The 25358-nt window shown below is 75.3% G+C and carries 22 protein-coding genes and 1 riboswitch; of the genes, 12 read left to right on the top strand and 10 right to left on the bottom strand.

The window, feature by feature from the left end:
• Positions 1-54: 54 nt before the first annotated feature.
• The 5 genes from G8D98_RS12110 to G8D98_RS12090 are packed head-to-tail and all read left to right on the top strand — an operon-like array spanning position 55 to position 5420.
• Positions 55-927 carry an FAD binding domain-containing protein gene (locus G8D98_RS12110; RefSeq protein WP_166103602.1) on the top strand — a complete coding sequence of 291 codons (873 nt, stop codon included), beginning with the start codon at positions 55-57 and terminating at the stop codon, positions 925-927.
• Positions 924-1463 carry a (2Fe-2S)-binding protein gene (locus tag G8D98_RS12105; protein ID WP_166103599.1) on the top strand — a complete coding sequence of 180 codons (540 nt, stop codon included), beginning with the start codon at positions 924-926 and terminating at the stop codon, positions 1461-1463. The genes G8D98_RS12110 and G8D98_RS12105 overlap by 4 nt, the downstream gene beginning before the upstream one ends.
• A complete protein-coding gene (gene cutA / locus G8D98_RS12100; protein WP_166103596.1) occupies positions 1460-3865 on the top strand; it encodes an aerobic carbon-monoxide dehydrogenase large subunit in 2406 nt (801 codons plus the stop codon). Before G8D98_RS12105 ends, cutA begins: the two co-directional genes overlap by 4 nt.
• A complete protein-coding gene (locus tag G8D98_RS12095) occupies positions 3862-4521 on the top strand; it encodes an SRPBCC family protein (protein ID WP_166103594.1) in 660 nt (219 codons plus the stop codon). Before cutA ends, G8D98_RS12095 begins: the two co-directional genes overlap by 4 nt.
• On the top strand, positions 4518-5420 hold the full coding sequence (locus G8D98_RS12090; RefSeq protein ID WP_229661772.1) for a carbon-nitrogen hydrolase family protein: 903 nt from the start codon (positions 4518-4520) through the stop codon (positions 5418-5420). The genes G8D98_RS12095 and G8D98_RS12090 overlap by 4 nt, the downstream gene beginning before the upstream one ends.
• Positions 5421-5431: 11 nt before the next feature.
• Here the strand turns inward: G8D98_RS12090 and G8D98_RS12085 are convergent, their stop codons facing one another.
• Entirely contained in the window at positions 5432-6310 is an 879-nt protein-coding gene (locus G8D98_RS12085; RefSeq protein ID WP_166103591.1) for an LLM class flavin-dependent oxidoreductase, read from the bottom strand.
• Positions 6310-7347, bottom strand: coding sequence for an aldo/keto reductase (locus tag G8D98_RS12080; protein WP_166103588.1), 1038 nt, complete (start codon positions 7345-7347; stop codon positions 6310-6312). Before G8D98_RS12080 ends, G8D98_RS12085 begins: the two co-directional genes overlap by 1 nt.
• A 129-nt stretch (positions 7348-7476) precedes the next feature.
• Here G8D98_RS12080 and G8D98_RS12075 point away from each other — a divergent pair, with 129 nt between their 5' ends.
• The 4 genes from G8D98_RS12075 to G8D98_RS12060 all read left to right on the top strand — a co-directional run bounded on the left by G8D98_RS12075 (position 7477) and on the right by G8D98_RS12060 (position 13312).
• Positions 7477-8085: a TetR/AcrR family transcriptional regulator gene (locus G8D98_RS12075; protein ID WP_166103585.1), complete on the top strand. Its 609-nt coding sequence runs from the start codon at positions 7477-7479 to the stop codon at positions 8083-8085.
• A gap of 34 nt (positions 8086-8119) precedes the next feature.
• Positions 8120-8818, top strand: coding sequence for a GH25 family lysozyme (locus G8D98_RS12070; protein ID WP_166103582.1), 699 nt, complete (start codon positions 8120-8122; stop codon positions 8816-8818).
• A gap of 181 nt (positions 8819-8999) precedes the next feature.
• Positions 9000-11333, top strand: coding sequence for a hydantoinase/oxoprolinase family protein (locus tag G8D98_RS12065; protein WP_229661773.1), 2334 nt, complete (start codon positions 9000-9002; stop codon positions 11331-11333).
• On the top strand, positions 11330-13312 hold the full coding sequence (locus G8D98_RS12060; protein ID WP_166103579.1) for a hydantoinase B/oxoprolinase family protein: 1983 nt from the start codon (positions 11330-11332) through the stop codon (positions 13310-13312). Before G8D98_RS12065 ends, G8D98_RS12060 begins: the two co-directional genes overlap by 4 nt.
• Here the strand turns inward: G8D98_RS12060 and G8D98_RS12055 are convergent.
• From G8D98_RS12055 to G8D98_RS12045, 3 genes are read right to left on the bottom strand one after another with little or no spacing between them, the layout of a single operon-like run.
• Complete coding sequence (locus G8D98_RS12055) at positions 13261-13935, bottom strand: TetR/AcrR family transcriptional regulator (protein ID WP_166103576.1); 675 nt, start codon at positions 13933-13935, stop codon at positions 13261-13263. The genes G8D98_RS12060 and G8D98_RS12055 overlap by 52 nt on opposite strands.
• Positions 13932-15197, bottom strand: a complete 1266-nt coding sequence (locus G8D98_RS12050; protein WP_166103573.1) for a methyltransferase — start codon at positions 15195-15197, stop codon at positions 13932-13934. The genes G8D98_RS12055 and G8D98_RS12050 overlap by 4 nt, the downstream gene beginning before the upstream one ends.
• A gap of 1 nt (position 15198) precedes the next feature.
• Positions 15199-16110 carry a hypothetical protein gene (locus G8D98_RS12045; RefSeq protein ID WP_166103570.1) on the bottom strand — a complete coding sequence of 304 codons (912 nt, stop codon included), beginning with the start codon at positions 16108-16110 and terminating at the stop codon, positions 15199-15201.
• A gap of 161 nt (positions 16111-16271) precedes the next feature.
• Here G8D98_RS12045 and G8D98_RS12040 point away from each other — a divergent pair, with 161 nt between their 5' ends.
• Positions 16272-17483: a CaiB/BaiF CoA transferase family protein gene (locus G8D98_RS12040; RefSeq protein ID WP_166103567.1), complete on the top strand. Its 1212-nt coding sequence runs from the start codon at positions 16272-16274 to the stop codon at positions 17481-17483.
• Positions 17484-17520: 37 nt separating this feature from the next.
• Here the strand turns inward: G8D98_RS12040 and G8D98_RS12035 are convergent, their stop codons facing one another.
• Positions 17521-18468, bottom strand: coding sequence for a DMT family transporter (locus tag G8D98_RS12035; protein ID WP_166103564.1), 948 nt, complete (start codon positions 18466-18468; stop codon positions 17521-17523).
• 202 nt (positions 18469-18670) lie between these two features.
• On the opposite strand from G8D98_RS12035, the gene G8D98_RS12030 reads away from it, so the two are divergent.
• Together G8D98_RS12030 and bar are read left to right on the top strand one after the other, a co-directional pair.
• Positions 18671-19606, top strand: coding sequence for a carbamate kinase (locus G8D98_RS12030; RefSeq protein WP_166103560.1), 936 nt, complete (start codon positions 18671-18673; stop codon positions 19604-19606).
• A gap of 11 nt (positions 19607-19617) precedes the next feature.
• Positions 19618-20745: a barbiturase gene (gene bar, locus G8D98_RS12025; RefSeq protein ID WP_166103558.1), complete on the top strand. Its 1128-nt coding sequence runs from the start codon at positions 19618-19620 to the stop codon at positions 20743-20745.
• Between the two features lie 57 nt (positions 20746-20802).
• On the opposite strand, the gene purH is transcribed toward bar, so the two are convergent.
• From purH to sucD, 4 genes are all read right to left on the bottom strand, one after another.
• The gene (gene purH, locus G8D98_RS12020; RefSeq protein ID WP_166103555.1) at positions 20803-22425 is read right to left on the bottom strand and encodes a bifunctional phosphoribosylaminoimidazolecarboxamide formyltransferase/IMP cyclohydrolase; all 1623 of its coding nucleotides are present in this window, start codon (positions 22423-22425) and stop codon (positions 20803-20805) included.
• A 31-nt stretch (positions 22426-22456) separates the two neighbouring features.
• A riboswitch (ZMP/ZTP riboswitch) is annotated at positions 22457-22531 on the bottom strand.
• Between the two features lie 46 nt (positions 22532-22577).
• Positions 22578-23153 carry a phosphoribosylglycinamide formyltransferase gene (gene purN, locus G8D98_RS12015; RefSeq protein ID WP_229661774.1) on the bottom strand — a complete coding sequence of 192 codons (576 nt, stop codon included), beginning with the start codon at positions 23151-23153 and terminating at the stop codon, positions 22578-22580.
• Positions 23150-24394 carry a cell division protein PerM gene (locus G8D98_RS15525; protein ID WP_223179082.1) on the bottom strand — a complete coding sequence of 415 codons (1245 nt, stop codon included), beginning with the start codon at positions 24392-24394 and terminating at the stop codon, positions 23150-23152. Before G8D98_RS15525 ends, purN begins: the two co-directional genes overlap by 4 nt.
• 70 nt (positions 24395-24464) lie before the next feature.
• Positions 24465-25358, bottom strand: a complete 894-nt coding sequence (gene sucD, locus G8D98_RS12010; RefSeq protein WP_166103550.1) for a succinate--CoA ligase subunit alpha — start codon at positions 25356-25358, stop codon at positions 24465-24467.

Genomic DNA, 25358 nt, shown 5'->3' with positions numbered 1-25358 from the left:
ACCCCGCCGCCCGCACCCTTCCGCGGGCCCGTCCCGAGAGGCAGGATCGAGCAGGTGAAGCCCGCGCCCTTCGTCCACCACGCGCCCCGCACCGTGCCCGAGGCGGTCGCCGTCCTCGCGCAGGTCGGGCACGACGGCAAGGTGCTCGCGGGCGGGCAGAGCCTCGTCCCGCTGCTCTCGATGCGGCTCGTGACCCCCGGCCACCTCGTCGACATCGGGGGCGTCGCCGGGCTCGACGCCGTCGAGGTCGACGAGGCCGGGGTGCGGGTCGGGGCGCTCGTGCGGCACGCCGGCCTCGAGCGGCACGCCGAGGCGGCCGACGCGCTCCCGCTGCTGCGCCAGGCGGTCCGGCACGTCGCGCACCCCGCGATCCGCACCCGGGGCACGACCGTCGGCTCGGTGGCGCACGCCGACCCGGCCGGTGAGATGCCCGCGGTGCTCGCCCTGTGCCGGGGCACCGTCGAGGTCGCCGGCCCCCGGGGCGGGCGCGAGGTCGCCGCCGCCGACCTCTTCACCGGGCCGATGGAGACCACCCTGGAGCCGGACGAGCTCGCCGTCGCCGTGCGCTTCGAGCGCTTCCCCGCCGGCACGCGCACCGCCTTCGCCGAGTCCGCGCGACGCCGGGGCGACTACGCCCTCGCCGGGGTCGCGCTCGCCGTGACGCTCGCCGGCGAGGAGGTCACCGCCGCCCGAGCCTCGTTCGTCTCGGTGACGCCCGTCCCCGACGTGCTCGACCTGACCCCGGTCCTCGCCGGGCTCGCCCTGCCCGAGCTGCCCGCCGGCGAGGTCGCCGAGCTCGTGCGCGGCCACGTCGACCCCGAGAGCGACATCCACGCCCCCGCGGAGTACCGGCGGATGCTCGCGGCCGAGCTCACGGTGCGCGCGCTGCGCGGGCTGCGCGACGAGGCGCGGGCGGGTGCGGCGTGAGCGGGCAGGCGGGCTCCGCCGCCGGGGCGCCGGGCGCCGAGGAGCTGCTCGAGGTCACCCTGCGCGTCAACGGGGTCAGCCGCACCGCCGGCGTCCCCGCCCGCCGGCTGCTCTCGGACTTCCTGCGCCACGACCTCGGCCTGACCGGCACGCACGTCGGCTGTGAGCACGGCGTCTGCGGCGCCTGCACGGTCCTGCTCGACGGCGAGCCCGCACGCGCCTGCCTCGTGTTCGCCGTGAGTGCCCAGCCCCACGAGGTGACCACGGTCGAGGGCCTCGGGTCCGACCCGGGCGCGCTCGGGCCGGTGCAGCGCGCGTTCCTCGAGTGCCACGCCCTCCAGTGCGGGTTCTGCACGCCGGGCTTCCTCACGACGGTCACGGCCTACCTCGAGGACACCCCCGACCCCACCGAGGCCGAGGCCCGCGAGGCGATCTCCGGCAACCTGTGCCGGTGCACCGGCTACCAGAACATCGTCTCCGCGGTCCTGCGGGCCGCCGAGCTGCGCCGCGGCGCCACGCCGGAGCCGACGCCGTGAGCACCCGCCAGGTCGGCGAGAAGGTCCAGCGCCGCGAGGACCCCCGGCTGCTCACCGGCAACGGCCGCTTCGTCGACGACCTCGGCCGCGGCGCCCTGCACGCCGCCTTCGTCCGCAGCCCGCACGCCCACGCCCGCATCCTCGACATCGACATCGGCGACGCCTGGGAGCTCGAGGGCGTCGAGGCGGTCTACACCTGGGAGGACCTGCCCGGCCGGGTCGCCGAGCCGCTGCCGGTGCTCATCCCCCACCCCGCGCTGACCCACCCGCGCACCGGGTACTGCCTGGCCACGCAGGAGGTCAACCACGTCGGCGAGGCGGTCGTCATGGTCGTCGCCCGCGACCGCTACCTCGCCGAGGACGCCTGCGCGCGCATCCGCGTCGACTACGAGCCGCTGCCCCCGGTCGTCGGCATCCCGGCCGCCCGGGAGGCGGCCCGGCTCGTCCACGACGACGTCCCCGGCAACGTCGCGGCCACCCTCCTGCAGGAGGTGGGCGACCTCGAGAGCGCGATGGCCGCGGCACCCCACCGGCTCACCCTCGACCTGGCCGTCGAACGCAGCGCCTCGACCCCGCTCGAGGGCCGGGGCGTCCTCGCCCGCTGGGACACCGACGACGGCTCGCTGCGGCTGTACTCCTCCACCCAGACGAGCACCGGGCTGCGGGCCGCGGTCGCCGCCAAGCTCGGCCTGCCGCTGGCCAAGGTCGAGGTCGTCACCCCGGACGTCGGGGGCGGTTTCGGGGTCAAGATCGTCCACCCCTGGCCCGAGGAGGTGCTCGTGCCCTGGGCGGCGCGCGTCCTCGGGCACGACGTGAAGTGGACCGAGGACCGCCGCGAGCACTTCGTCTCCGCGGCGCACGAGCGCGGGCAGCTCCAGGAGGTCACCGTCGGCTTCGACGACGAGGGCCACCTGCTCGCCCTCGACGTGCGGTTCTGGCACGACAACGGCGCCTACACCCCCTACGGCATCATCGTCCCGATCATCACGGCCACCCAGCTGCTCGGGCCGTACAAGCCGGGCGCCTACCGCGTCGAGTTCTGGTCGCTGTACACGAACACCGTCCTCGTGACGCCCTACCGCGGCGCCGGCCGCCCGCAGGGCTGCTTCGCGATGGAGCGCACGATGGACGCCATCGCCGCGCGCCTCGGGCTGGACCGCGCCGAGGTGCGCAGCCGCAACTTCATCCAGCCCGAGGAGATGCCCTACGACCAGGGGCTGATGTTCCAGGACGGCCGGCCGCTGAAGTACGACTCCGGGGACTTCCCCGCGTCGCTGGCGGCGCTCAAGGCGCTCGTCGGCTGGGAGGACTTCGAGGGCTACCGCGCCGAGGCCGAGCGCGCCGGGCGGCGGGTCGGGCTCGGCATCGGCTGCTACGTCGAGGGCACCGGCGTCGGGCCGTACGAGGGCGGGCACGTCCACGTCGAGACCGACGGGCGGGTCAACGTCGCGACCGGGCTGACCACCCAGGGACAGGGGCACCAGACGGTCCTGGCACAGGTCGTCGCCGACGAGCTCGGCGTCCGCCTCGAGGACGTCCACGTGACCACCGGGGACACCCGGGCGATGCCCTACGCCGTCGGCACGTTCGCCTCCCGGGGGGCGGTGATGTCCGGCAACGCCGTGGCCCTCGCGGCCCGGGTCGTGCGGGCCAAGGCGCTGCGCATCGCCGCCGACGCCCTCGAGGTCTCGCCCGACGACCTCGAGATCGCCGACGGCGTCGTCTCGGTCCGCGGCGCCCCCGGCACCGCCGTCGACCTCGGGACGGTCGCGGTCCTGGCCAACCCCCTGCGCTACGCCTTCGACACCGCGGCGCAGGCGGCCACCCAGTTCGCCGGCACCTTCGACCCGCAGCGGCCACCGGTCGCGGAGGACGACGAGCCGGGGCTCGAGGGCCGGGACTTCTACTCGCCCACCCAGGCCACCTTCGCCAACGGGATGCACGCCGCGGTCGTCGAGACCGACCCGGTCACGGCCGAGGTCCGCATCCTGCGCTACTGCGTCGTCCACGACTGCGGCGTCATGGTCAACCCGATGATCGTCGAGGGCCAGGTCCACGGCGGCGTCGCGCAGGGCGTCGGGGGCGCCCTCTACGAGCGCATGGTCTACGACGAGGGCGGCCAGCTGCTCAACGCCTCGTTCATGGACTTCCTCATGCCCTACGCCTCGGAGGTGCCGCACGTCGAGACCGACCACCTCGAGACACCCTCCCCGCTGAACCCTCTGGGGCTCAAGGGAGCCGGCGAGGCCGGCACCATCCCGGTCTCGGCGGTCATCGCCTCGGCCATCGAGGACGCCGAGGGCATCCCGATCCGCTCCATGCCGATCAGCCCGCCCGAGCTGTGGGCGCTGCGCCAGCAGCACGCCGCCGGGACCGTCACCGCGCAGGAAGGCCCGTCATGAAGATCACCGGCAGCTCGACGCTCGCCGCGCCGCCCGAGCAGGTGTGGCAGGCCCTCCTCGACCCCGCCGTGCTCGCCCGCTGCCTGCCCGGGTGCGAGTCGCTGCACACCATCGGCGAGGACCGCTACGCGATGACGGTGACCGCCGGGGTCGCGTCGGTCAAGGGCACGTACACCGGCGAGGTCGCGCTCACCGACCTCGAGGCGCCCTCGGGCCTGACCCTGCGTGCCTCGGGCGCCGGCGCGCCGGGCACCGTCGAGGCCGACGTGCGGGTCTTGCTCTCCCCCACCGAAGGTGGCGGCACCGAGCTCGCCTACGACGCCGACGCCACCGTCGGGGGGACCGTCGGCGGCGTCGGCCAGCGGATGCTCGCCGGCGTCGGCCGCAAGATGGCCGGGCAGTTCTTCGGCGCGCTCGACGCCGACCTCGCCGCGGGCGGCCCGGCCGGGGCAGCCGTGGCCGCGCCCGGGGCTCCCGAGGGCGCGGGGCTTCCCGAGGAGAGCGCGGCGACCTACCGTGGGGAGCGCCGGGCGACGGCGAACGCCAGCGCGTCGCTGAGCCTGGACTCGGGCGCGGGCTTCGCCGCCGGAGTCCTCCTCGGTGGGCTGCTCGCGCTCGCCGGCGTCGCGCTCGGCCGCAGGCTAGGAGGCCGATGATGCGCCCGTTCACCGCCGCCGCCGTCCAGGTGGCACCCGTTCCCGAGCCGCTGACGCCCGAGGTGGTCACCCGCAACATCGACCGCTGCCTCGACCTCACCCGCCGCTGCGTCGAGGCCACCGGGGCCGAGCTCGTCGTCCTGCCGGAGTCGTGCACGACGGGGTTCACGCCCGACTGCCCCACCGAGCGGCTGTGGGAGCTCGTCTCCGAGGTGCCCGGGCCGGTCATCCGGCGGCTGGCCGACCTGGCCGCCGAGCTCGGCGTCCACCTCGTCGTCGGCACCTACGAGCGCGGCCCGACCCCCGAGGTCGTCTACAACGCCTCGGTGCTGCTCGACCCCCGCGGCGAGGTCGTCGGCGTCTACCGCAAGACGCACCCGTTCTGCTCCGAGGCGGTCGACGGCGGTGGCTGGGTGACCCCCGGCGACACGGTGACCGTCGTCGACACTGCGCTCGGCCGGATCGGGATGATCATCTGCTTCGACGGCGACTACCCCGAGCTCGCCCGCATCCAGGCCGTGCAGGGCGCCGAGGTCATCGTGCGGCCCTCGGCCCTGCTGCGTTCGGCCGACGTCTGGGAGCTGACCTCCCGGGCCCGGGCCTACGACAACCACGTCTTCGTCGTCGGCGCCAACGCCACCGGCACCGACTCCGCCGGCGTGCACTACTTCGGCAACAGCCACGTCGTCACCCCCGTCGGGCACATCGTCGCCAAGGCCGCCTCGCACGAGGGGTGGGTCTCGGCGCGGCTCGACCCCGCCGAGGCCCTGGCCTCGCTGACCCCCGGCTCCAACGTCGGCCAGGGCTTCGACCACCTGCGCGACCGCAACCTCGACCTCATCCGGGGCTACCGCGAGGACCTCGAGGCTCCCGCCAAGAGCGCCTTCCCGCACGCCTGACGTCGTGCCCGTCACGCCCGGCCGAGCGCGGGCGTGACGACCTCGTCGGCAACCCACTGCGGCAGGCCCGTGGGGTAGGGGGCCGGCAGGACGAGGACGACGTGCCCGACCCCGGCCTCCGCAGAGCGCTCGAGCGTCTCGCGTGCCGCCTCGGGGCGGTCGAGGTCGACCGGCACCGGCAGGGACCGCACGACCGAGGCGGGGTCGCGGCCGAGCTCGGCGCAGAACCGGTCGAGCACCGCGCCCCGCTCGGCCAGGTCGGCAAAGTCGCCGCTCGGGAGGTTCCACACGTCGGCGTGCTCGGCCACGATGCGCAGGACCCGCGTCGAGCGGCCGCCGACGACGACGGGCGGGTGGGGCCGCTGGACGGGCTTGGGGTTGCCCCACGCGCCGACGAGCCGCACGTGCTCGCCGGCCCAGTCGAAGGGCACCGGCGCGGTCCACAGCCGCCGGATGACCGCGAGCGACTCCGCGAGCCGGGCGACGGCGTCGCCGGTGTCGACGTACGGCAGCCCGTGGCCGAGGTACTCCCGCCGTGCCGTCGGGACGTCGGGACGCGAGCCCACGCCGATCCCGAACTCCAGCCGGCCGCCGGAGACGACGTCGACCGTGGCGGCGATCTTCGCGAGCAGCGCGGGTGGGCGGATGCGGTTGCTCGTGACGAGCAGGCCGAGCCGCAGCCGCTCGGTGCGGGCCGCGAGGGCCGCCAGCAGCGTCCACCCCTCGAAGGCGGGCCCGTCGGGGTCGCCGCCGATCGGCATGAGGTGGTCGAAGAGCCAGGCCTGCCCGATCGCGGGGACCGCGTCGGCCTCGCCCCAGACGCGCAGCAGGTCCTCGTAGGCGACGTTCGTCGGCGGGGTGAGGATGCCGACGCTCGGCCGGGTCGACATCAGGCGCCTGCGCCGCGGCGGCGCAGGGCCGCGTCGGCGAGCGACGGCGGGGTGAAGTTCGCCTCGGCGGGGGCGATCTCCGTGCCGGGCGGCACGACGGCGTCGACCGCGTCGAGCACGTCGGGGGTCAGCACCGTGTCGGCCGCGGCGAGCTGGGAGCGCAGGTGCTCCAGGGTCCGCGGGCCGATGAGCGCGCTCGTCACCCCGCGGTGGGCCGTGACGAAGCCGAGGGCGAGCTCGATGAGGGTGAGCCCCGCCTGGTCCGCGACCGCGGCAAGCTGCTCGACGGCGGCGAGCTTGGCCCGGTTGACCGGCAGCGAGAGGTCGAACCGGTCGGCCAGCCAGGCGACCCCGGAGCGTCGGGTGCTCACCTCGCGGCCCTCCCGGATCGCCCCGGTCAGCCAGCCGCCGGCGAGCGGGCTGAAGCACAGCACGCCCAGGCGGTACCGCTCGGCCACGGGCAGCACGTCGGCCTCGACGCCGCGGCCGAGGAGGGAGTAGTTCGGCTGCTCGGTGACGAACCGGGTCAGGTGCCGCTCGCGGGCGGTCCACTGGGCCTCGACCATCCGGTAGGCGGGGTACTTCGAGGTGCCGACGTAGCGCACCTTGCCGGCGCGCTGGAGGTCGGTGAGCGCGGCGAGGGTCTCCTCGTCGCTCGTCAGCGGGTCCCAGCGGTGGACCTGGAAGAGGTCGACGTGGTCGGTGCCGAGCCGGCGCAGGCTGGCCTCGAGCGCGCGCGTCAGCCACCGCCGCGAGGCACCCCGGTGCAGGGGGTCCTCGCCGAACGGCAGCCCGGCCTTCGTCGCGAGGACGACGTCGTCGCGCCGGCCGGCCAGGGCGCGCCCGACCATCTCCTCGGAGACACCGGCGCCGTAGAAGTCGGCGGTGTCGACCAGGGTGACGCCCGCCTCGAGCGCGGCGTCGACGATGGCGCTCGCCTCCTCCTGCGTCGTGTCGCCGATGGGGCCGAAGTTCATCGCGCCGAGCGCCAGGCTGCTCACCCGGACACCGGTGTCGCCGAGGGTGCGGTACTGCACGGGGTCCTCCAACAGGTCGGGGTCGTGGACGGAGGCGGGCCGGTCTGGCAGGGTAGGTCCAGAAAGCGGATCGCCGTTCCGCTATGAACGTAACGGAACAGTGTTCCGGTTGTCAACGGAGGTGACCACATGCCTACGCAGGAGCCGAGCGCGCCGCCGCGCAAGCGCGCCGACGCCCGGCGCAACGAGCAGGCCCTGCTCGAGGCCGCCGCCGCCGCCTTCGTCGAGGCAGGGGTCGACGCCCCGGTTCGCGACATCGCCCGGCGCGCGGGCGTGGGCGTCGGGACCATCTACCGGCACTTCCCCACCCGAGCCGACCTCGTCGTCGCCGTGTACCGCCACCAGGTGGAGTCCTGCGCCGCGGCCGGCCCCCGGCTGCTCGCCGAGAGCCCCAGCCCGCACGCCGCTCTCACCGCGTGGATCCACCTGTTCGTCGACTTCCTCGTGACCAAGCACGGTCTCGCCGAGGCCCTGCGCTCGGACGACCCGGCCTTCGCCTCCCTCCACGAATGGTTCCTCGACCGGCTCGTCCCCGTCTGCGGTGACCTGCTGCGCGCCGCCCGCGCCGCCGGGGAGGTGGGCTCGGACGTCGACCCCCAGCACCTGATGTTCGGCGTCGGCAACCTGTGCATCGGCGCGGCCCGGATCGGGCGGGCGGAGACCCTGCGCCTCGTCGACCTGCTCGTCGCCGGCCTGCGCGTGGGCCCGGGCACCCCGCCGCCGGCGCCCTCGGCCTGACCGAGCGGCGCCCGGGGGCGTCTACCCTGCTCGCGTGCGACGACTCCTGCGCTGGACGGTGGCGGCGGCCGCCGTGGCCGCTCTCCTGGGAGCCGCCGGGTGGGTGGCCCTGACCTGGGTGCTGCCGCACCACCGGCCCGCGCTGCACGACGGCGAGCGCTACGGCATCGACGTCTCGGCCCACCAGGGCGAGGTCGACTGGTCCGCGGTGGCCGGCGACGGCATCGAGGCCACCTACCTCAAGGCGAGCGAGGGAGCCACCTTCGTCGACGACCGGTTCGCGCAGAACTGGGCCGGCGCGCAGGCGGCCGGCCTCGACGTCGGCGCGTACCACTTCTTCACCCTGTGCAAGGAGGGCACCGCGCAGGCCGAGAACCTGCTGACCCAGCTGCGCGGCGTCGACGCCGACGACACCGCCCTCCCGCCCGTCGTCGACCTGGAGCTGAGCGGCAACTGCTCGGCGCGCCCCTCGACCGAGGTCGTGGCCACCCGGCTGCTCGACCTCGTGACGGCCGTCGAGGACGAGACCGGCCAGCAGGTGCGCCTCTACGTCATCGACTCCTACGCCGAGCGCTACCCGCTCCCGGACGAGCTGGCCGACCGCGAGCGGTGGGTCCGGCGGATCCTCCTGCGCCCCAGCGAGGACGGCTGGGCGTGGTGGCAGGTGAGCAGCCGCGCTCGGGTGGAGGGCATCGACGGGCCGGTCGACCTCGACGTCGTCGCCGCCGGCTGAGCGCCCGCGCCACGGTCGCGCCGGTGGCGGGCCGCGGGGCACGGGTCGGCGGACACCAGCAGCGGGCCATGGGGCAGCGGACAGTGGTCGGCGCCACTGGCGAGGATGGCCGTCGGCCGACCCACCCGTCGGCAGCATCTGCCGGCGCGGGCCACCGGGGAGGGCCGGTTGGATCGTGCGCATGGCGCGAGCGCAGCGGCGGATCCGGGTCGGGATCGACACCGGCGGCACCTTCACGGACGTCGTCGCCGTCGACGAGGCTTCCGGGGAGGTCGTGACGACGAAGACGCCGAGTACCCCGGCCAACCCCGCCGACGGCTTCGTCACCGGGCTCGAGAAGGTCCTCGAGGCGATGGGTGCCTCGGGCGCGGACCTCGCGGCGGTCGCGCACGGGACCACGGTCGCGACGAACAAGCTGCTCGAGGGGAAGGTCGAGCGGCTCGGGTTCGTCACGACCGAGGGCTACGAGTTCATGCTCGAGATCGCCCGCCAGGCGGTGCCCGACGGCTACGGCAACTCCTACTTCTGGGTCAAGCCTCCGCGCATCGTCCCCGCGGACGCCGTCCGCACCGTCCACGGCCGGCTCGACGCCTCCGGTGCGCAGGTGCGTCCGTTCTGCGAGGAGGACGCCGTCGCGGCGGCCCGCTTCTTCCGGGACCGGGGCATCACGACCGTGGGCGTCTGCTTCCTGCACTCCTACGCCAACGACGAGCACGAGCGCGCCATGCTCGAGGTGCTGCGGCGCGAGCATCCGGATGCCGTCGTCTCGCTGAGCAGCGAGGTGCTGCGCGAGTACCGCGAGTACGAGCGGGCGATGACGACGCTCGTCGACGCCGCCGTCAAGCCCGACGTCGCGCGGTACGTGACGAACATCCGCGAGCGGCTCGAGCGGTTCGCCGGCCGGCCGGTGCCGTTCTCGGTCATGAAGTCCAACGGGGGCGTGCTCTCGGCCGCCGAGGTGGTCCACCAGCCGGTGACCACGGTGCTCTCCGGCCCGGCGGCCGGGGCGCTCGGCGCGGCGCTCGTCGCGGAGCGCTCGGGGTTCGCCAAGGTGCTCACCTGCGACGGTGGCGGCACCTCGACCGACGTCTCGGTCGTCCTCGACGGCCGCCCGACGCTGACGACCGAGGGGTCGGTCGGCGCCTACCCGAGCAAGATCCCGATGATCGACGTCGTCACCGTCGGCGCGGGTGGCGGCTCGGTCGCCTGGGTCTCACCCGAGGGGACCCTCAAGGTGGGGCCGCGCTCCGCCGGGGCCGACCCGGGGCCGCTGTGCTACGGCCGCGGCGGCACCGAGCCGACGGTGACCGACGCGCACGTCGTCCTCGGCCGCATCCCCGCCCACCTGCTCGGCGGCGAGATCGCGCTCGACGTCGAGGCGGCCCGCGCCGGGGTGGCCGCGCTCGGCCGGAGGCTCGGGCTCGACGTCGAGCACTGCGCGAGCGGCATCCTGGAGATCTCCGCGTGGAACCAGGCCAACGCCCTGCGGCAGGTGTCGGTCAAGCGCGGCCTCGACGTACGCGAGTTCGTCCTGACGACCTTCGGCGGGTCCGGCTCGCTGCTCGCCTGCCGGCTCGTCGACGTCCTCGGTCTCGCCGGCGCCGTCGTCCCGGTCAACCCCGGCAACCTCAGCGCCTTCGGGCTGCTCACCGTCGACGTGCGCATCGACGACGTCCAGACGCACGTCGCCCGCCACGACCGGCTCGACCTCGAGGCGGTGTCCGCGGTCCTCGAGGGGTTGACCGCCCGGGCGGCCGGAGCGCTCCTCGCCGAGGGGTTCGCCCCGGAGCAGCACGAGTTCGTCCGCAGCGCCGACCTGCGCTACGTCGGCCAGGCCTACGAGGTGCGGGTCCCCGCCGACCCGGGCCCGGTCGACGCGGGCTGGGCGCAGCGGGTCGCCGGCCGGTTCCACGACGAGCACCGCCAGCTGTACGGGTACGACTTCCGGGGCGACCCGAGCCAGCACGTGGAGTGGGTCAACCTGAGGGTCACCGGCGTCGGCCCGATCATCCGCCCCGAGCTCCAGCGCCTCCCCGAGCGCGCCACCCCTCCCCCCTCCGTCCCCGAATCGACCAATAGGTCACCTGAAGCACGGGGACGCGTAACCGAATCGACCAATAGGTCACCTCAGGAACACGACACCTCCCCCCACGTACCCGAATCGACCAATAGGTCACCTGAAGCACGGGGACGCGTACCCGAATCGACCTATTGGTCACCTCAGGAACACGACACCTCCCCCGACGTACCCGAATCGACCTATTGGTCGAATGGAGGACGGGGGGGCGGCGCGCTGCCGGGGCAGCGCTCGGTCCGGCCGGTGTGCTTCGACCCGGACGTCGGCTACGTCGACACCCCCGTCCTGTGGCGGCCGGAGCTGCGCGCCGGCGACCGCCTCGTCGGGCCGGCCGTCGTCGAGGAGTTCGGCTCGACCGTCCCGGTCCATCCGGGCGTCGAGATGCGCGTCGACCCCTGGGGCAACCTCGTGCTGACCCCACCGCTGGAGGCTCGATGACCACCGCGCCCGACCCGTTCACCGACCTCGAGGGCTACCTCGCGAGCCCGCCGGCCAACCCGGCCGGCCTGCCGACGAGCTATGAGCACGGCGGCCGGCTGACGCCCGAGGGCGGCACCGTCGACCCTGTGCTCGTCGAGATCGTCCAGGGCACCCTCGCGAGCGTGGAGGCGGAGGTCGAGACCGCCATCGCGCGCACGAGCCGCAGTCCGATGATCCGCGACGCCCACGACTTCCGCGCCGGCATCCACGACCGTCAGCTGCGCAAGCTCACCGGCCGCTCCTACTCCGCCCTCGTGCACCCGGTGGTCCGCGACTTCCCGCGCGAGGAGATGCGCGAGGGCGACGTCTTCTTCCACAACGACGTCTACGCCTCCGAGGGCGGCATCGGGCACCTGCCGGACCTGTGCGTCACCGTCCCGGTCTTCCACGAGGGCGAGGTCGTCGCCTTCGTCCAGGCCTTCGGGCACCACGACGACATCGGGGGCGCCGTCCCGGGGTCGATGCCGAGCGCCGCCCGCAGCGTCTACGAGGAGGGGCTCGCCGTTCCGCCGATCAAGCTGTGGGACGGGGGCGTTCCCAACCGAGCGGCGCTGCGCATCATGACCCGCAACAGCCGGATGCCCGACAGTCTCGCCGCCGACCTCGACGCCGAGTGCTCCGCGTGCCTCATGGGTGCGCGCCGCCTCGCCGAGCTCTTCGGGCGCTACGGGCGCGACACCGTCGAGGCCGCCTTCGACGCCATCCTCGACGCCACGACCGAGACCTACCGGCGCGAGGTCCTCGGGCGCATCCCCGACGGCACCTACGTCTGGGAGGACTACGCCGAGCACGACGGGGTCGACGAGCCACGCCTGCACACCCAACGGATCACGCTGACCAAGACGAGCACCGGCGGCCCCGGGCCCGGCGACGGCGGCCCCCGGCTCGTCATCGACTTCACCGGGACCGCGCCCCAGGCCAAGGGACCGATCAACCACTGCGGCGACTACGTCGGCGGCAACTTCCTCGTCAAGTGGCTCGCCCCCATCCTGCGCAACCTCGCCGACTCCCCCGAACGGATGGCCCAGCTCGACGTCAACGAGGGCGTCGTCCCCCTCATCGAGATGCGCTTCCCGCCCCCGGGCACCCTGCTGACCCCGGTGCACCCCGCGCCGACGAACGCCCGCACCTTCGTCATCCTCCGGCTGCTCGGGGTGCTCGCCGGCGCGGTGGCCAAGGCGGTCGACGGCCGGATGCCCGCGGACCAGGAGACGATCCGCTACACCGGCGTCCACGGCATCGACGACTCCGGCGCTCCCTACCTCATGCGCGAGGTCCTCGGCGGCGGGTCGGGCGGGCGCTACTACGCCGACGGTGAGGACACCATCCACGTCGTGCCCGACTCCCGGAACCTGCCGACGGAGTTCACCGAGAGCCGTTTCCCGTTCCGGGTCGAGCGCCTCGGGCTCGCCGTCGACTCCGGGGGGCCGGGCCGCCACCGCGGCGGCCTGGGGTACGAGAAGCACATCCGGATGCTGCGGGACGCTCACTTCATGTCGATCGCCGACCGCTCGATCCTCGCGTGCTGGGGGGTCAAGGGCGGCCGGGCAGGGAGGCCGTTCGAGGTGACTGTCGACCTCGGTGGCCCGCACGAGCGGGTCGTCGACGCCCTCGCGGACGCCGAGCCGGTGCGCGCGGGGGAGGTCATCCGCATCCGCACGACGGGCGGCGGAGGCTGGGGGGACCCGCTCGAGCGACCGTACGCGGAGGTCGAGCGCGACCTGCGCTGGGGCAAGGTCTCGTTCGAGGGGGCGCGGGCCGACTACGGCGTCGTCGCGAGCGGGACGCGGGAGGACCCGGTGCTCGACCGGCCGGCCTCGGACGCCCTGCGCGAGCGGCTGCGTGCCGACCGCGGCGACCGGCCGTTCTTCGACCGGGGACCGGGCTACGCGCGCCTGTCCGGCGGCGCCACCGCGGCCGAGGTCGACTGGCTCTGACCCCGGCCGGCGACCCGCGCGATGCGCCGGGCCAGGGCCCGCGGGAAGCGCGAGGCGAGCGCGTCGGCGACGCGGGGCAGCGGGTCGAGCCCGCGCATCGTCTCGCCGAGGGGCGCCCCGGGAAGCGCGTCGACGGTGACCATCCCGATGGTAGACGCCGCGAGCGCCCGGGCCAGCGCGTCGACCTCGAGGGTCCCCTCGAGCCCGTGCGCCGCCACGACCCGGTCGACCGCGTCGGCGACGACCCGGCGCCACACGCCGAGGGCATCGGCCACGGCTGAGGCCAGCAGGGCGTCGTGGTGGCTGGCGGCCATGACGTGGGTGAGCAGGGCGGCACTGCCGTCGGCCCGCGAACGCGCACCGAGCTGCTCGCCGACCGCGTAGAGGTCGGCGAAGCTCGACGCCTTCTCCAGGGCCGCCGCGTAGTCCTCGACCATCGCCCGGGTCGCGCGCTCGTAGGCGGCCCGCAGCAGCCCCTCGACCCCGTCGAAGTGGTAGAAGATCAGCGCCTGGTTCACCCCGGCCTCGGCGCCGATGGCCCGCGCGGTGAGCCCGCGCGCCCCCGCCGACGCCGTGAGCCGCACCGCCGCGTCCATGAGGTTCTCGCGCGTCGCCCGGCTCACGGCGTCACGGTACCCGCCCGGTCCGGCAGCTCCCGCGGGCCGAGGCCGCATGCGTCGGCGGCAACCTGGACGAGGAGGTCCACGCCCGGGAGCCGCAGCGCCCAGCCGACCCAGGCCCACGGCAGCGAGACCCGCTCGAGCGAGCGGGCGAGCGCCGCCACCCCGCGCTCGCAGGTGCCCACCCCCTGCCACCGCATCCGGGTGAGCCGCACCGGGGCGTCCTCGGCGGCTCGTACCACCACCCCCGACGGCCTCGCGAGCAGGACCGCCGTGCCCGTGCTGGCGCAGAGCCCGCAGGTGCGCGAGACCCACAGGGTCGCCGGGGGGGCCACGGCGGGGCGCCAGTGCGGGCACCACCCGCGCACCCGGGTCCGGTACCCCCGGTACCCCGGCCAGCGCGCGGTGAGCGACCCACGCTCGTGCGGCTCGGCGACGGCGACCGAGAACAGCCCCGCGAAGACCACGCCGAGCAGCAGGGTCACCGACCCGGCGGCGGCGGCGAGCAGGACGAGGAGGCCGACCGCGCCGGCCTGCATGGGGTTGTGCAGGTAGGCGTACGGCCCGCTGACGACGAGCCGGTCCGGCGGGTCCCAGGGGAACGGTGTCCCCCGCCCGACACGCCACAGCTCTGCCACCGCGGCCAGGGGCGGCACGGCGAGGACGACGGCTGCGGCGAGCAGCAGGACGCGCACGGCCAGGCCGTGGTCGAGCACGTCGGGCCACCCCAGACCGTTGCGGTCGAGCGCCAACGTCGGTGCGGCCCAGCCGAGCAGCCCGACGAAGGTGACCCCCTGGAGGGCCACCCGGGCGGGCAGCGCGCGGCGGGTCACCGTGAGGCTGCCGAGCGCGAGAGCAGGCGCCGCGACGAGGAGGAGAAGCACGAGCTCGCCCACCAGCCACCGCGGGCCGAGGTGGACGAGCGGGTCGAGCCGCGGGACGACGAGGACGTCGGCCCAGAGGAACCCGCACCACCACAGCCCCACGTGCCCGCCGGCGAGGACTGGGAGGGCGCCCCAGGTAAGCGCCCAGCCGAGACTGGTCTCGACGGGCACGCCGAGCACGGTCGTCGGCCCCTCGGGGAAGAGCCACCAGCCGCCACCGGCCTCGACGGCGACCAGCCCCACCCACGCGAGCCCGGTGGCGAGCGCCGCAGCGGGCACCCGCGGTCGCAGCCCGCCGACCCGCGCGCGGGCGGCGCCGGCCCCGACCACCGCGAGCAGCGGCACCACGAGGGTGAGGTTGCGCAGCAGCGCGACGGACACCTCAGTCCACCCCGGCGAGGAAGGCGGCCACCCCAGCGTCCATGAAGACGTCGGTCAGCGGGCCGAAGTACAGCGCCGGGTCGAGGTGACGCTCGTACCCGACGGTCATCGTCGCCCGGCACCCGTCCTCGTCCGGACGCCAGGACAGCCGACCCTCCCGGACCGTGACCCAACGCCCCAGCCTGCTCGAGTCGGTCTCGACGGCGAAGCCGACCGACCGGTCCGCACGGTCGGTGACCCGGGTGGTCAGCTCGCCGCCGGCGGTGGTGAGCCGCCACCGGTCACCCACGCGCAGGCCGTTGCCCTGCGCCGCCGTCGGCGTCGGGTAGGGGAAGACCCGCAGCAGGACGCCGCGGTCGGCCGCGGGGTCGATCCGCGGGCCGCGCGCCAGCGCCGCCTCGAACCCGGCACACGTCGAGGAGACGACCCGCGAGGCCGTGGCGGTCTGCTCGGGATGGATCCGGGTCCCCGGCAGGACGCCCTCGACGAGGACGATGGCGAGGACCGGCACGAGGGCCAAGGACCCGGTGACCCGGCGGGCGTGGCCCACGGCGGCGTAGACGAGCCCCGCGACCCCGTACACGAGCGGTGCCGCAAGCAGGACGCAGACAGCCGCCTCGCCGAGCAGCGCCGAGGTGAGCAGCAGCACGACGGTGACGGTCTGGACGACGCCACCCCAGCCGCCGCTCCCCGGGACCACACCGATGCCGAGCGCGAGCAGGCAGGGGATGCCGACGAACAGCACGGCGGTGTCGAGGCGGTCGGTGGCCGCCGCGCCTGCGACCCCGGCCAGCCCGGCGAGCGCGACGAGAAGGACGAGCAGCACCGTGCGGGAGCGGCGGCGTGCCGGGGGGTCCGGCGGCATCGAGGGGTCGGCAGGGTCGACGGGCGGGACACCGGAGGGCTCGGTCATGGTTTGAGCATATGCTCAAGTTGAGCAACTGCTCAACCCCCGTGCCGGCTGGCAGAAGGTGACATCCCCGCGGGCCCGGGACCGGCCGGGCACGCCGATGGCCCGGCCGAGCCGGGCCGCTAGGTTGGCGCCACCCGACCCGCACGCCTCGAGGAGCGCCCGTGCCCGGACCGCTAGACGGCATCACCGTCGTCGACCTCTCGCGCGCCCTCGCCGGCCCGCACGCCGCGATGCTCCTCGGCGACCTCGGCGCCCGGGTGGTCAAGGTGGAGTCGGGGACCGGCGACGACACCCGCCACTGGGGCCCCCCGTTCGTCGGCCCGGAGGAGGACCCGGTCTCGACCTACTTCCTCGCGTGCAACCGCAACAAGGAGTCGATCGTCCTCGACCTCAAGAGCGAGGACGGCGCCGCCACCCTGGCCCGGCTCGTCCGGCACGCCGACGTCCTCGTCGAGAACTTCCGCCCGGGCGTCCTCGACCGTCTGGGCTTCGACGTCGAGCACCTGCACACCCTCAACCCCCGCCTCGTCGTCCTCTCGATCAGCGGTTTCGGCCACGACGGCCCCGAGGGCGGGCGCGCCGGCTACGACCAGATCGCCCAGGGCGAGGCCGGCCTGATGTCGGTCACCGGCTCCGGCCCGGAGGACCCCCAGCGGGTAGGGGTGCCGATCGGCGACCTGCTCGCCGGCCTGCACGGGGCCCTCGGGGTCACCGCCGCGCTCCACGAGCGCGAGCTCACCGGGCGCGGCCGGGTCGTGCGCACCTCGCTGCTCGCCTCCGTCGTCGGGGTGCACGCCTTCCAGGGCACGGCGTACACCGTGGCCGGGCAGGTCGGCCGCGCCCGCGGCAACCACCACCCCGCACTCGCCCCGTACGGGCTCTTCCACACCGCCGACGAGCCGGTCCAGCTCGCCGTCGGCTCCCAGGGCCTGTGGGTGCGCTTCGCCGAGGCCTTCGACATCGACCCCGAGGACCCGCTGCTCGCGACGAACGCGGCGCGGGTCACCCACCACGACCATCTCCTGGCGGTCGTCGACGCCGCGTTCTCGGGGTGGTCGGCGCCCGACCTGCTCGCCCGCCTCGTCGAGCTCGGCATCCCGGCCGGCCGCGTCCGCGACATCGGTGAGGTCTACGACTGGGAGCAGACGCGCTCCCAGGGGCTCGTCGTCGACGTCGAGCACCCCGTCCTCGGGCGCATCGAGCTGCCCGGTCCGGCGCTGCGGTTCGACGACCTCCCCTATGCCGGGGGGCGACCCACCCACCTGCCCCCGCCGGGCCTCGACGAGCACGGCGCCGCGGTGCGGGCCTGGCTGGACCGGGCCGACGCGGACGAGACCGGAGGCATCGCCCAGCAGGCCGACGGCGGCGCCTGAACCGCCCGGACGGCCCGGAGGCCGGGCCGCGCCCCGGTCAGCGCGCCCCGGCGAGTGCCTCCTCGGCCCGCACGGGCGCCACGACCGCCGGCCGCCGGCTGCGCTGCTCGTGGAGCGCGAGCCCGACGACGGCCGCGAGCACGACGACGAGGCCGAGCCACTGGCTGCCCGTGGGCCGTGCCCCGAGCGCCACGACTCCGACGACCGCCGCCGAGAGCGGGAAGGCCAGCTCGGCGAGCGTCGCCCGGGAGGCCGGGGTACGCCCGAGGGCCCGGTAGTAGAGGACGAGGGCGAGCAGGCCGGGCACGAGCGCGAGCAGGAGGATGTCCAGGGCCGCGTCCCGCCCGAGGCCCAGGGGCGTCGAGGTCACGCCGGCGATGACCGTCAGGGTCACCAGGCCCACCCCGAAGCGCAGCGCCGTGAGGTCGGCGAAGCGCAGCTCGGCGCTCGCCGCCCGGCCGAACACCGTGCCCGCCGCCCACAGGGCCGCCGCGCCGACGGCGAGCAGCGCGGCCTGCGCGGTGGCCACGCTCACCCCGAGCGGGTCGGGGAAGGCGAGCAGCCAGGCACCGACGAGCGCCGGCACGGCGAACCACAGGTAGCTGCGCCGCAGCCGCTCCCCGAGCAGCGCGGCGGCGAGGGCGACCGCGATGACCGGCTGGAGCTTCTGGAGCACCTGCGGGGTGATCGGGTCCCCGTAGCGGAACGCGGCCGTGAACAGCGTCGTCGCCAGGGCCGAGGAGCCCGCCCCGATGACGAGCACGCTCACCCGGGTGCGCACCGAGGCCCGGGCCACCCGGCCCAGGGCCGGCACGAGCCACGGGAGGGTGAGCGCGACGAGGACGAGGTGCTCCCAGAAGACGACGGCGAGCGAGGGGTAGCGCTGCGCCAGCGGGTCCCGCCACAGCGAGGACAGCCCCCACAGGGAGGCGGCGAGGGCGACGAGCCACGTGCGGTCGGCTCGGACGGCGGGGGAAGCGCTCACGGGTGCTCCTCGAGGTCGGGGTCGCGCCGCGGGAGCGGCAGGGCCCAGGCTAGGTCCCGGCCGGCGCCGGGGCCGCAGCGGGGCGCCCGCCAACGGGGCCCGTCCGGTTGGGCAGAACCTGACGACGCGGGAGCGCGCGCCACGTCCCTAGGGTCGAGGTCCGGGCACCGGGTGCGCCGGGCGACGGCGGAGCGAGGTGACGATGCGGGTGCTGCTGGCCCTCGGGGGCAACGCGATGACCGGGCCGGACGGCAGTGCCACCCCGGCGGCCCAGATCGCCGCGGTCACCGCCGCCGCGCGGGAGGCGGCCCGGCTCGTCGCCGCCGGTCACGACCTGGTCCTCACCCACGGCAACGGGCCCCAGGTGGGCAACCTCCTCGTGAAGAACGAGCTCGCCGCGCACGTCGTCCCCCCGGTCCCCCTCGACTGGTGCGGCGCCCAGACCCAGGGGACCCTCGGGGTCGCCCTGCTCGACGCCCTCGACGGCGCCCTCACCGCCGTCGGGGCGCCCCGCCCGCTCGCGGCGCTCGTGACCCGCACGCTCGTCGACCGGGGCGACCCGGCCTTCGCCACCCCGAGCAAGCCGGTCGGCCGGTACGTCGACGCCGCGACCGCGCAGCGGATGGCCGAGCACGGCCAGGTGTGGCAGGAACGCGGCGAGCGGGGGTGGCGCCGGGTCGTCGCGAGCCCGGAGCCGGTCGAGGTCCTCGACCTGGCGCCTGCCCGCACGCTGCTCGAGGCCGGCTTCGTCGTCGTCACCGCCGGCGGAGGCGGCGTTCCCGTGGCCCGCTCCCCCGACGGCCGGCTGGGCGGCGTGGAGGCGGTGGTCGACAAGGACCTCACCGCCGCGCTGCTCGCGAGGGCCCTTGGGGTCGACGTCCTCGTCGTCGCCACCGACGTCGACCACGTGGCGACCGGCTGGGGCACCCCGGCCCGGCGCGACCTGCGGCACGTCACCCTCGCCGAGCTGCGCGCCCTGGCGGCCGCCGGGGAGTTCGCCGCCGGCTCGATGGCGCCCAAGGTCGAGGCCGTCACCCGGTTCGTCGGTGCCGGGGGCTCCTGCGGCGTCGTCACCTCGCTCACCCACATCGCCGAGGCCGTCGAGGGCGGCTACGGCACCGTCGTCGAACCCGACTGAGAGGAACACCCGTGCCCGACGCCATCGAGGTCCGCAAGGTCCCCCTGCACTCCGTGTCCGACGCCTCCGAGCTCGGCCGGCTCATCGACGACGGTGTCGTCGAGGCCGACCGGGTGGTCGCCGTCATCGGCAAGACCGAGGGCAACGGCGGGGTCAACGACTACACCCGCATCATCGCCGACCGTGCCTTCCGCGAGCTGCTCGTCGCCAAGGGCGCCGACCCGCAGCGCGTCCGGGAGATCCCCATCGTCTGGTCCGGTGGCACCGACGGGGTGATCAGCCCGCATGCGACCGTCTTCGCGACCGTCCCGCCCGAGCGCGTCGAGCCGAGCGACGAGCCGCGGCTCACCGTCGGGTTCGCCATGAGCGAGCAGCTGCTGCCCGAGGACATCGGGCGCCAGGCGATGGTGACCAAGGTCGCCGAGGCCGTCCGCGTCGCGATGGGGCGCGCGGGCATCACCGACGCGGCCGACGTCCACTACGTGCAGACCAAGACGCCGCTGCTCACGATCGACACCATCCGCGACGCCAAGAGCCGCGGCCACGACGTCTTCACCGAGGACACCCTGACCTCGATGGACGTCTCGAACGGCGGCACGGCGCTCGGCGTCGCCTACGCCCTCGGCGAGATCGACCTGCCACGGGACGAGGACGTCCTGCGCGACAGGTCGCTGTACTCCTCGGTCGCCTCGTGCTCCTCGGGCGTCGAGCTCGACCGGGCGCAGGTGGTCGTCGTGGGCAACGCCCGTGGGGTCGGCGGGCGCTACCGGATCGGCCACGCGGTCATGGCCGACGCCCTCGACCAGGACGGCATCTGGGCCGCGATCCGCGACGCCGGCCTCGAGCTGCCGCAGCGGCCACACCCCAGCGACCTCGACGGCCGGCTCGTCAACGTCTTCCTCAAGTGCGAGGCCAGCCAGGACGGCAGGGTGCACGGCCGGCGCAACGCAATGCTCGACGACTCCGACGTGCACTGGCACCGGCAGATCAAGGCCGCCGTCGGCGGGGTGACCGCGGCGGTCACCGGCGACCCGGCGGTGTTCGTCTCGGTCTCGGCCGCCCACCAGGGGCCCGACGGGGGCGGCCCGGTCGCCGCGGTCGTCGACCTCGGCCCGGACCCCACCGGCTACCGCCCCTGAGCGGGCGCTTCCGACCGGCCCGGCGTCGGCGCAGGCGGGCGCCGGGAGCCCGCGCTCTCAGTGGAAGAAGTGCCGGGTCCCGGTGAAGTACATCGTCACGCCCGCGGCGGTGGCCGCCTCGACCACCTCGGCGTCGCGCATCGAGCCCCCGGGGGCGACGACCGCACGTACCCCGGCGTCGAGGAGGACCTGGAGGCCGTCGGCGAACGGGAAGAAGGCGTCCGAGGCGGCGACGGCTCCCCGGGCCCGCTCCTGCCCCGCGCGCGAGACCGCGAGGTGGCAGGAGTCGACCCGGTTGACCTGCCCCATGCCGATCCCGACGGACGCACCGTCGTGGGCCAGCAGGATGGCGTTGGACTTCGTCGCCCGCACCGCACGCCAGGCGAACTGGAGGTCGGCGAGGGTCGCGTCGTCGGCGGCCTCGCCCGAGACGAGGCGCCAGTGGGCCGCGTCGTCGCCGCCGGTCACCGCACCGTCCTCGTCCCGGACGACCGCGTCGACCAGGTCGCGCTCCTGCAGGAGCATCCCGCCGGTGACCGGGCGGGTCTCCAGGCCGCCGCGCACGGGTGCCGCGCACTCCAGGAGCCGGACGTTCTTCTTGCGGGTGAGGATCTCCAGCGCCTCCGGCTCGAACGCCGGGGCGAGGACGACCTCGGTGAAGATCTCCGCGACGGTCTCGGCCATCTGCGCGGTCACCGGGCGGTTGGCCGCGACGATGCCGCCGAAGGCCGAGACCGGGTCGCAGGCGTGCGCCTTGCGGTGGGCCTCGGCGATGTCGGCCCCGACGGCGATCCCGCACGGGTTGGCGTGCTTGACCACCGCGACCGTCGGCTGGTCGCCGTGGTCGTGGGCGGCGCGCATCGCGGCGTCGGCGTCGACGTAGTTGTTGTAGGACATCTCCTTGCCGTGCAGCTGGCGGGCCTGCGCCAGCCCCGGCTGCCCGGCCGACCCGGCGGTGTAGAGCGCGGCCCGCTGGTGCGGGTTCTCCCCGTAGCGCAGCACCGCCGCGCGCTGCCACGTCGCGCCGGCCCACGCCGGGAAGCCGGTGCCGTCGCTGGTGTCGGCGTGGACGGTCGTGATCCACGACGCGACGGCGACGTCGTAGGTCGCCGTGTGCACGAACGCCTCCGCCGCGAGGAGCGTGCGCTGCTCGAGGGTGAAGCCGCCGGCGCGCACGGCCTCGAGGGTCTGCGGGTAGGTGGCGGGGTCGGTGACGACGGCGACGCTCGGGTGGTTCTTCGCGGCCGCCCGCAGCATCGAGGGCCCGCCGATGTCGATCTGCTCGACGCACTCGTCGGGGCTCGCGCCGGAGGCGACGGTCTCGGCGAACGGGTAGAGGTTGACGACCACGAGCTCGAACGGGGCGACCCCGAGCTCCTCGAGCTGCGCGAGGTGCTCGGGCTTGCGGGTGTCGGCGAGCAGCCCCGCGTGCACCCGGGGATGGAGGGTCTTCACCCGCCCCTCGAGGCACTCCGGGAAGCCGGTGAGGTCCTCGACGCGGGTGACCGGGAGGTCGAGGGAGGCGATGAGCGCGGCGCTGCCGCCGGTCGAGACGAGCTCGACGCCCGCCTCGTGCAGGCCACGGACGAGGTCCTCGAGACCGGTCTTGTCGTAGACGGAGACGAGGGCCCGCCGGACGGGGCGGACGTCTTCGGAGGGGCCGGGGGCGGTGACGGGCACGGGGTGCTCCTCGGGGTGACGACGGTGGGTCCCGGGGCACCCAGGCGGGCGATGCCCCGACTGCAGACTTCCCGGTGGTGACCCACCCTCGCCAGTCGTCGTGCCCGAGTCTAGCGACCCGCGGTCGCCCGGCGACGCGCGCCGCCGGGGGCTCAGCGCCAGGAACGGTCGCTCGCGAGCCGGGTGAGCACCTCGACGAGCATCGCGCGCTCCTGCACCTTGATCCGCTCGTGCAGCGTCTCGACGGTGTCGCCGTCCTCGACCCGCACGGCGCGCTGGTCGATGACCGGCCCGGTGTCCACACCGGCGTCGACCCAGTGGCACGTGCAGCCGGTGACCCGCACCCCGTGGGCCAGCGCGTCCCGCACCCCGTGTGCGCCGGGGAAGCTCGGGAGCAGCGCCGGGTGGGTGTTGACGACCCGGTGGGCGGCGAGCACCTGCGGCCCGAGGACCTTCATGAAGCCGGCGGAGACGACGAGGTCGACGTCGTGCGTGGCCAGGGACCGCGCGAGGGCGGCGTCCCAGCCGGCCCGGTCGGGGTGGTCGGCGACTCGGCAGACGAACGTCGGGATGCCCCGCGCGCGGGCCCGCTCCACACCGCCGGTGTCCTCGCGGTCCGCCCCGACGACGACGACCTCGAAGGGGGCGGCCGGCGCGTCGAGCAGCGCCTGCAGGTTGGTGCCCGAACCGGAGACGAGCACCGCGAGCCGCAGCGGACCTCCGCTCACCGGCGCAGCCTCCACGCGTCGCGCAGGACGTAGCAGACCGCGCCGAGGGCGAGCTCGGCGAACACCGCGAGCACGAGGCGCCCCGCGGGGGCGCCGACCGAGGAGAGCCGGAACTGGCCGAGGGAGCCACCGCCGAGGACGTCGAGCGCCCCGAGTGCGAGGGCCGCGGTGGCGCATGCCGAGAGCGCGACGGCGAGCTTGGAGCGCAGCCGCGCCAGCCGGGCCAGGCGGCGCACCGCCCGGTGGCCGACCCAGGCACCACAGGCCACGACGACCAGGACGCAGGCGAGCGCGACGAGGCCGGGGAAGCGACCCGGCTGCGGCAGGGCGGCGAGCACGGGCAGCATCGGCAGCAGCCCGCTCTCGACGCCGTCCCACGTCACGCTGGCGCCCTGGACCACGGAGAACCCCGGCCCGGCGACGAACGAGACGACCCACAGGCCGAGGTTGGCCAACCCCGCGGCCTGCCCGCCGAAGAGCACGGCCGCTCCGGCCCCCTCGGCGCCGAGCTCGGCCTGGACGGCGGAGACCCGTGGCCACTGCAGGACGACGGCGCCGGCGACGACGAGCGCGCCGAGGAGCACGAGCAGGCCCGCCCCCGCGAGCCCCGGGCCGACGGCGCGGCGCACGAGGTCCGGCAGCGGCAGCCGGGCCCGCGGGCCGAGGACGTCGGGGTCCTCGCGGGCAACCGGCCGCAGGGCCAGCACGAGGCCCGCGACGGGCACGACGAGGCCGGGGAGAAGGAGGGTGGCCGGGTGCGGCGGCAGCACCCCGTCGCGCGCCAGCAGCCAGGCCACGGCGACGACCGCGGCGTAGCCGGCCCACCAGGAGGCGGCGGCCGTGGCGAGCGGGCGCGGGACCAGACCGGCCCAGTACGGGCCGTCGGTGCTCACCCGCACCATGCCCTCGCGCGCCCCGACCCGGGCGAGCAGGACGAGCACCCCGGTCGCGAGCAGCGGGGTGAGCGCGATGGTCGCGGCGCCGCTGCCGAGCCGGGCGCCGCCGGCGAGCAGCCACAGCGACGACCCGACGTCGAGGGCGCCGCCGAGGCCGGCGCTCGTGCGGGAGTCGCCGTTCCAGGCCAGGAGGACGGGCACCAGCACGAGGAGCAGCGAGACCGTACCGGTCGCCACGCCGAGGAGGGCCGAGCGCCGCCAGCCGGGCGCCCAGAAGGACGGCCCACCCTCGTCCGCGGTCGTGGCACCCGGGAGCGCGGAGCGGAGGCGGTCGACGACGGTCATCGTGGTCAGTCTGCGCCACCGGCCGCCCCGGCCGCGGGTGCCGCGCCGCATCCCCCGCCGAGTGGGCGGGTCAGGCGGAGAGGGCCTGCATGATCTCGCGCATGAGCTGCGCGGTCTCGGACGGGGTCTTGCCCACCTTGACGCCGGCGGCCTCGAGGGCCTCCTTCTTGGCCTGGGCGGTCCCGGAGGAGCCGGAGACGATGGCGCCCGCGTGGCCCATCGTCTTGCCCTCGGGGGCGGTGAAGCCGGCGACGTAGCCGACGACCGGCTTGGTCACGTGCTCCTGGATGTAGGCGGCCGCCCGCTCCTCGGCGTCACCGCCGATCTCGCCGATCATGACGATGGCGTCGGTCTCGGGGTCGTTCTGGAAGGCCTCGAGGCAGTCGATGTGCGTCGTGCCGATGACGGGGTCGCCGCCGATGCCCACGGCGGAGGAGAAGCCGAAGTCCCGCAGCTCGTACATCATCTGGTAGGTCAGGGTGCCCGACTTGGAGACCAGCCCGATGCGCCCTCCCCCGGAGATGTCGGCCGGGATGATGCCGGCGTTCGAGGCGCCGGGGCTGATCAGGCCCGGGCAGTTCGGGCCGACGATCCGGGTGGTGCCCCTGGCCGCGGCGTAGCTGTAGAACTCGGCGGTGTCCTTGACCGCGACGCCCTCGGTGATGACGACGAGCAGGGGGATGCCCGCGTCGATCGCCTCGACGGCGGCGGCCTTGGTGAACGCGGCGGGCACGAAGACGACGCTGACGTCGGCCCCGGTGGCCGCCATCGCCTCGGCGACGGTGCCGAACACGGGGACGGTGACGCCGCCCTCGAACTCGACGTCGGTGCCGGCCTTGCGCGGGTTGACGCCGCCGACGATCGCGGTGCCGGAGCGCAGCATCCGCTGGGTGTGCTTCATGCCCTCGGAGCCGGTCATGCCCTGGACGATGACCTTGGAGTCGGCGGTGAGGAAGATGGCCAT

The sequence above is a fragment of the Phycicoccus endophyticus genome, assembly GCF_011326735.1.
Taxonomy (GTDB): Bacteria; Actinomycetota; Actinomycetes; order Actinomycetales; family Dermatophilaceae; genus Phycicoccus; species Phycicoccus endophyticus.
This window is presented reverse-complemented; position numbering and strand designations above follow the sequence as displayed.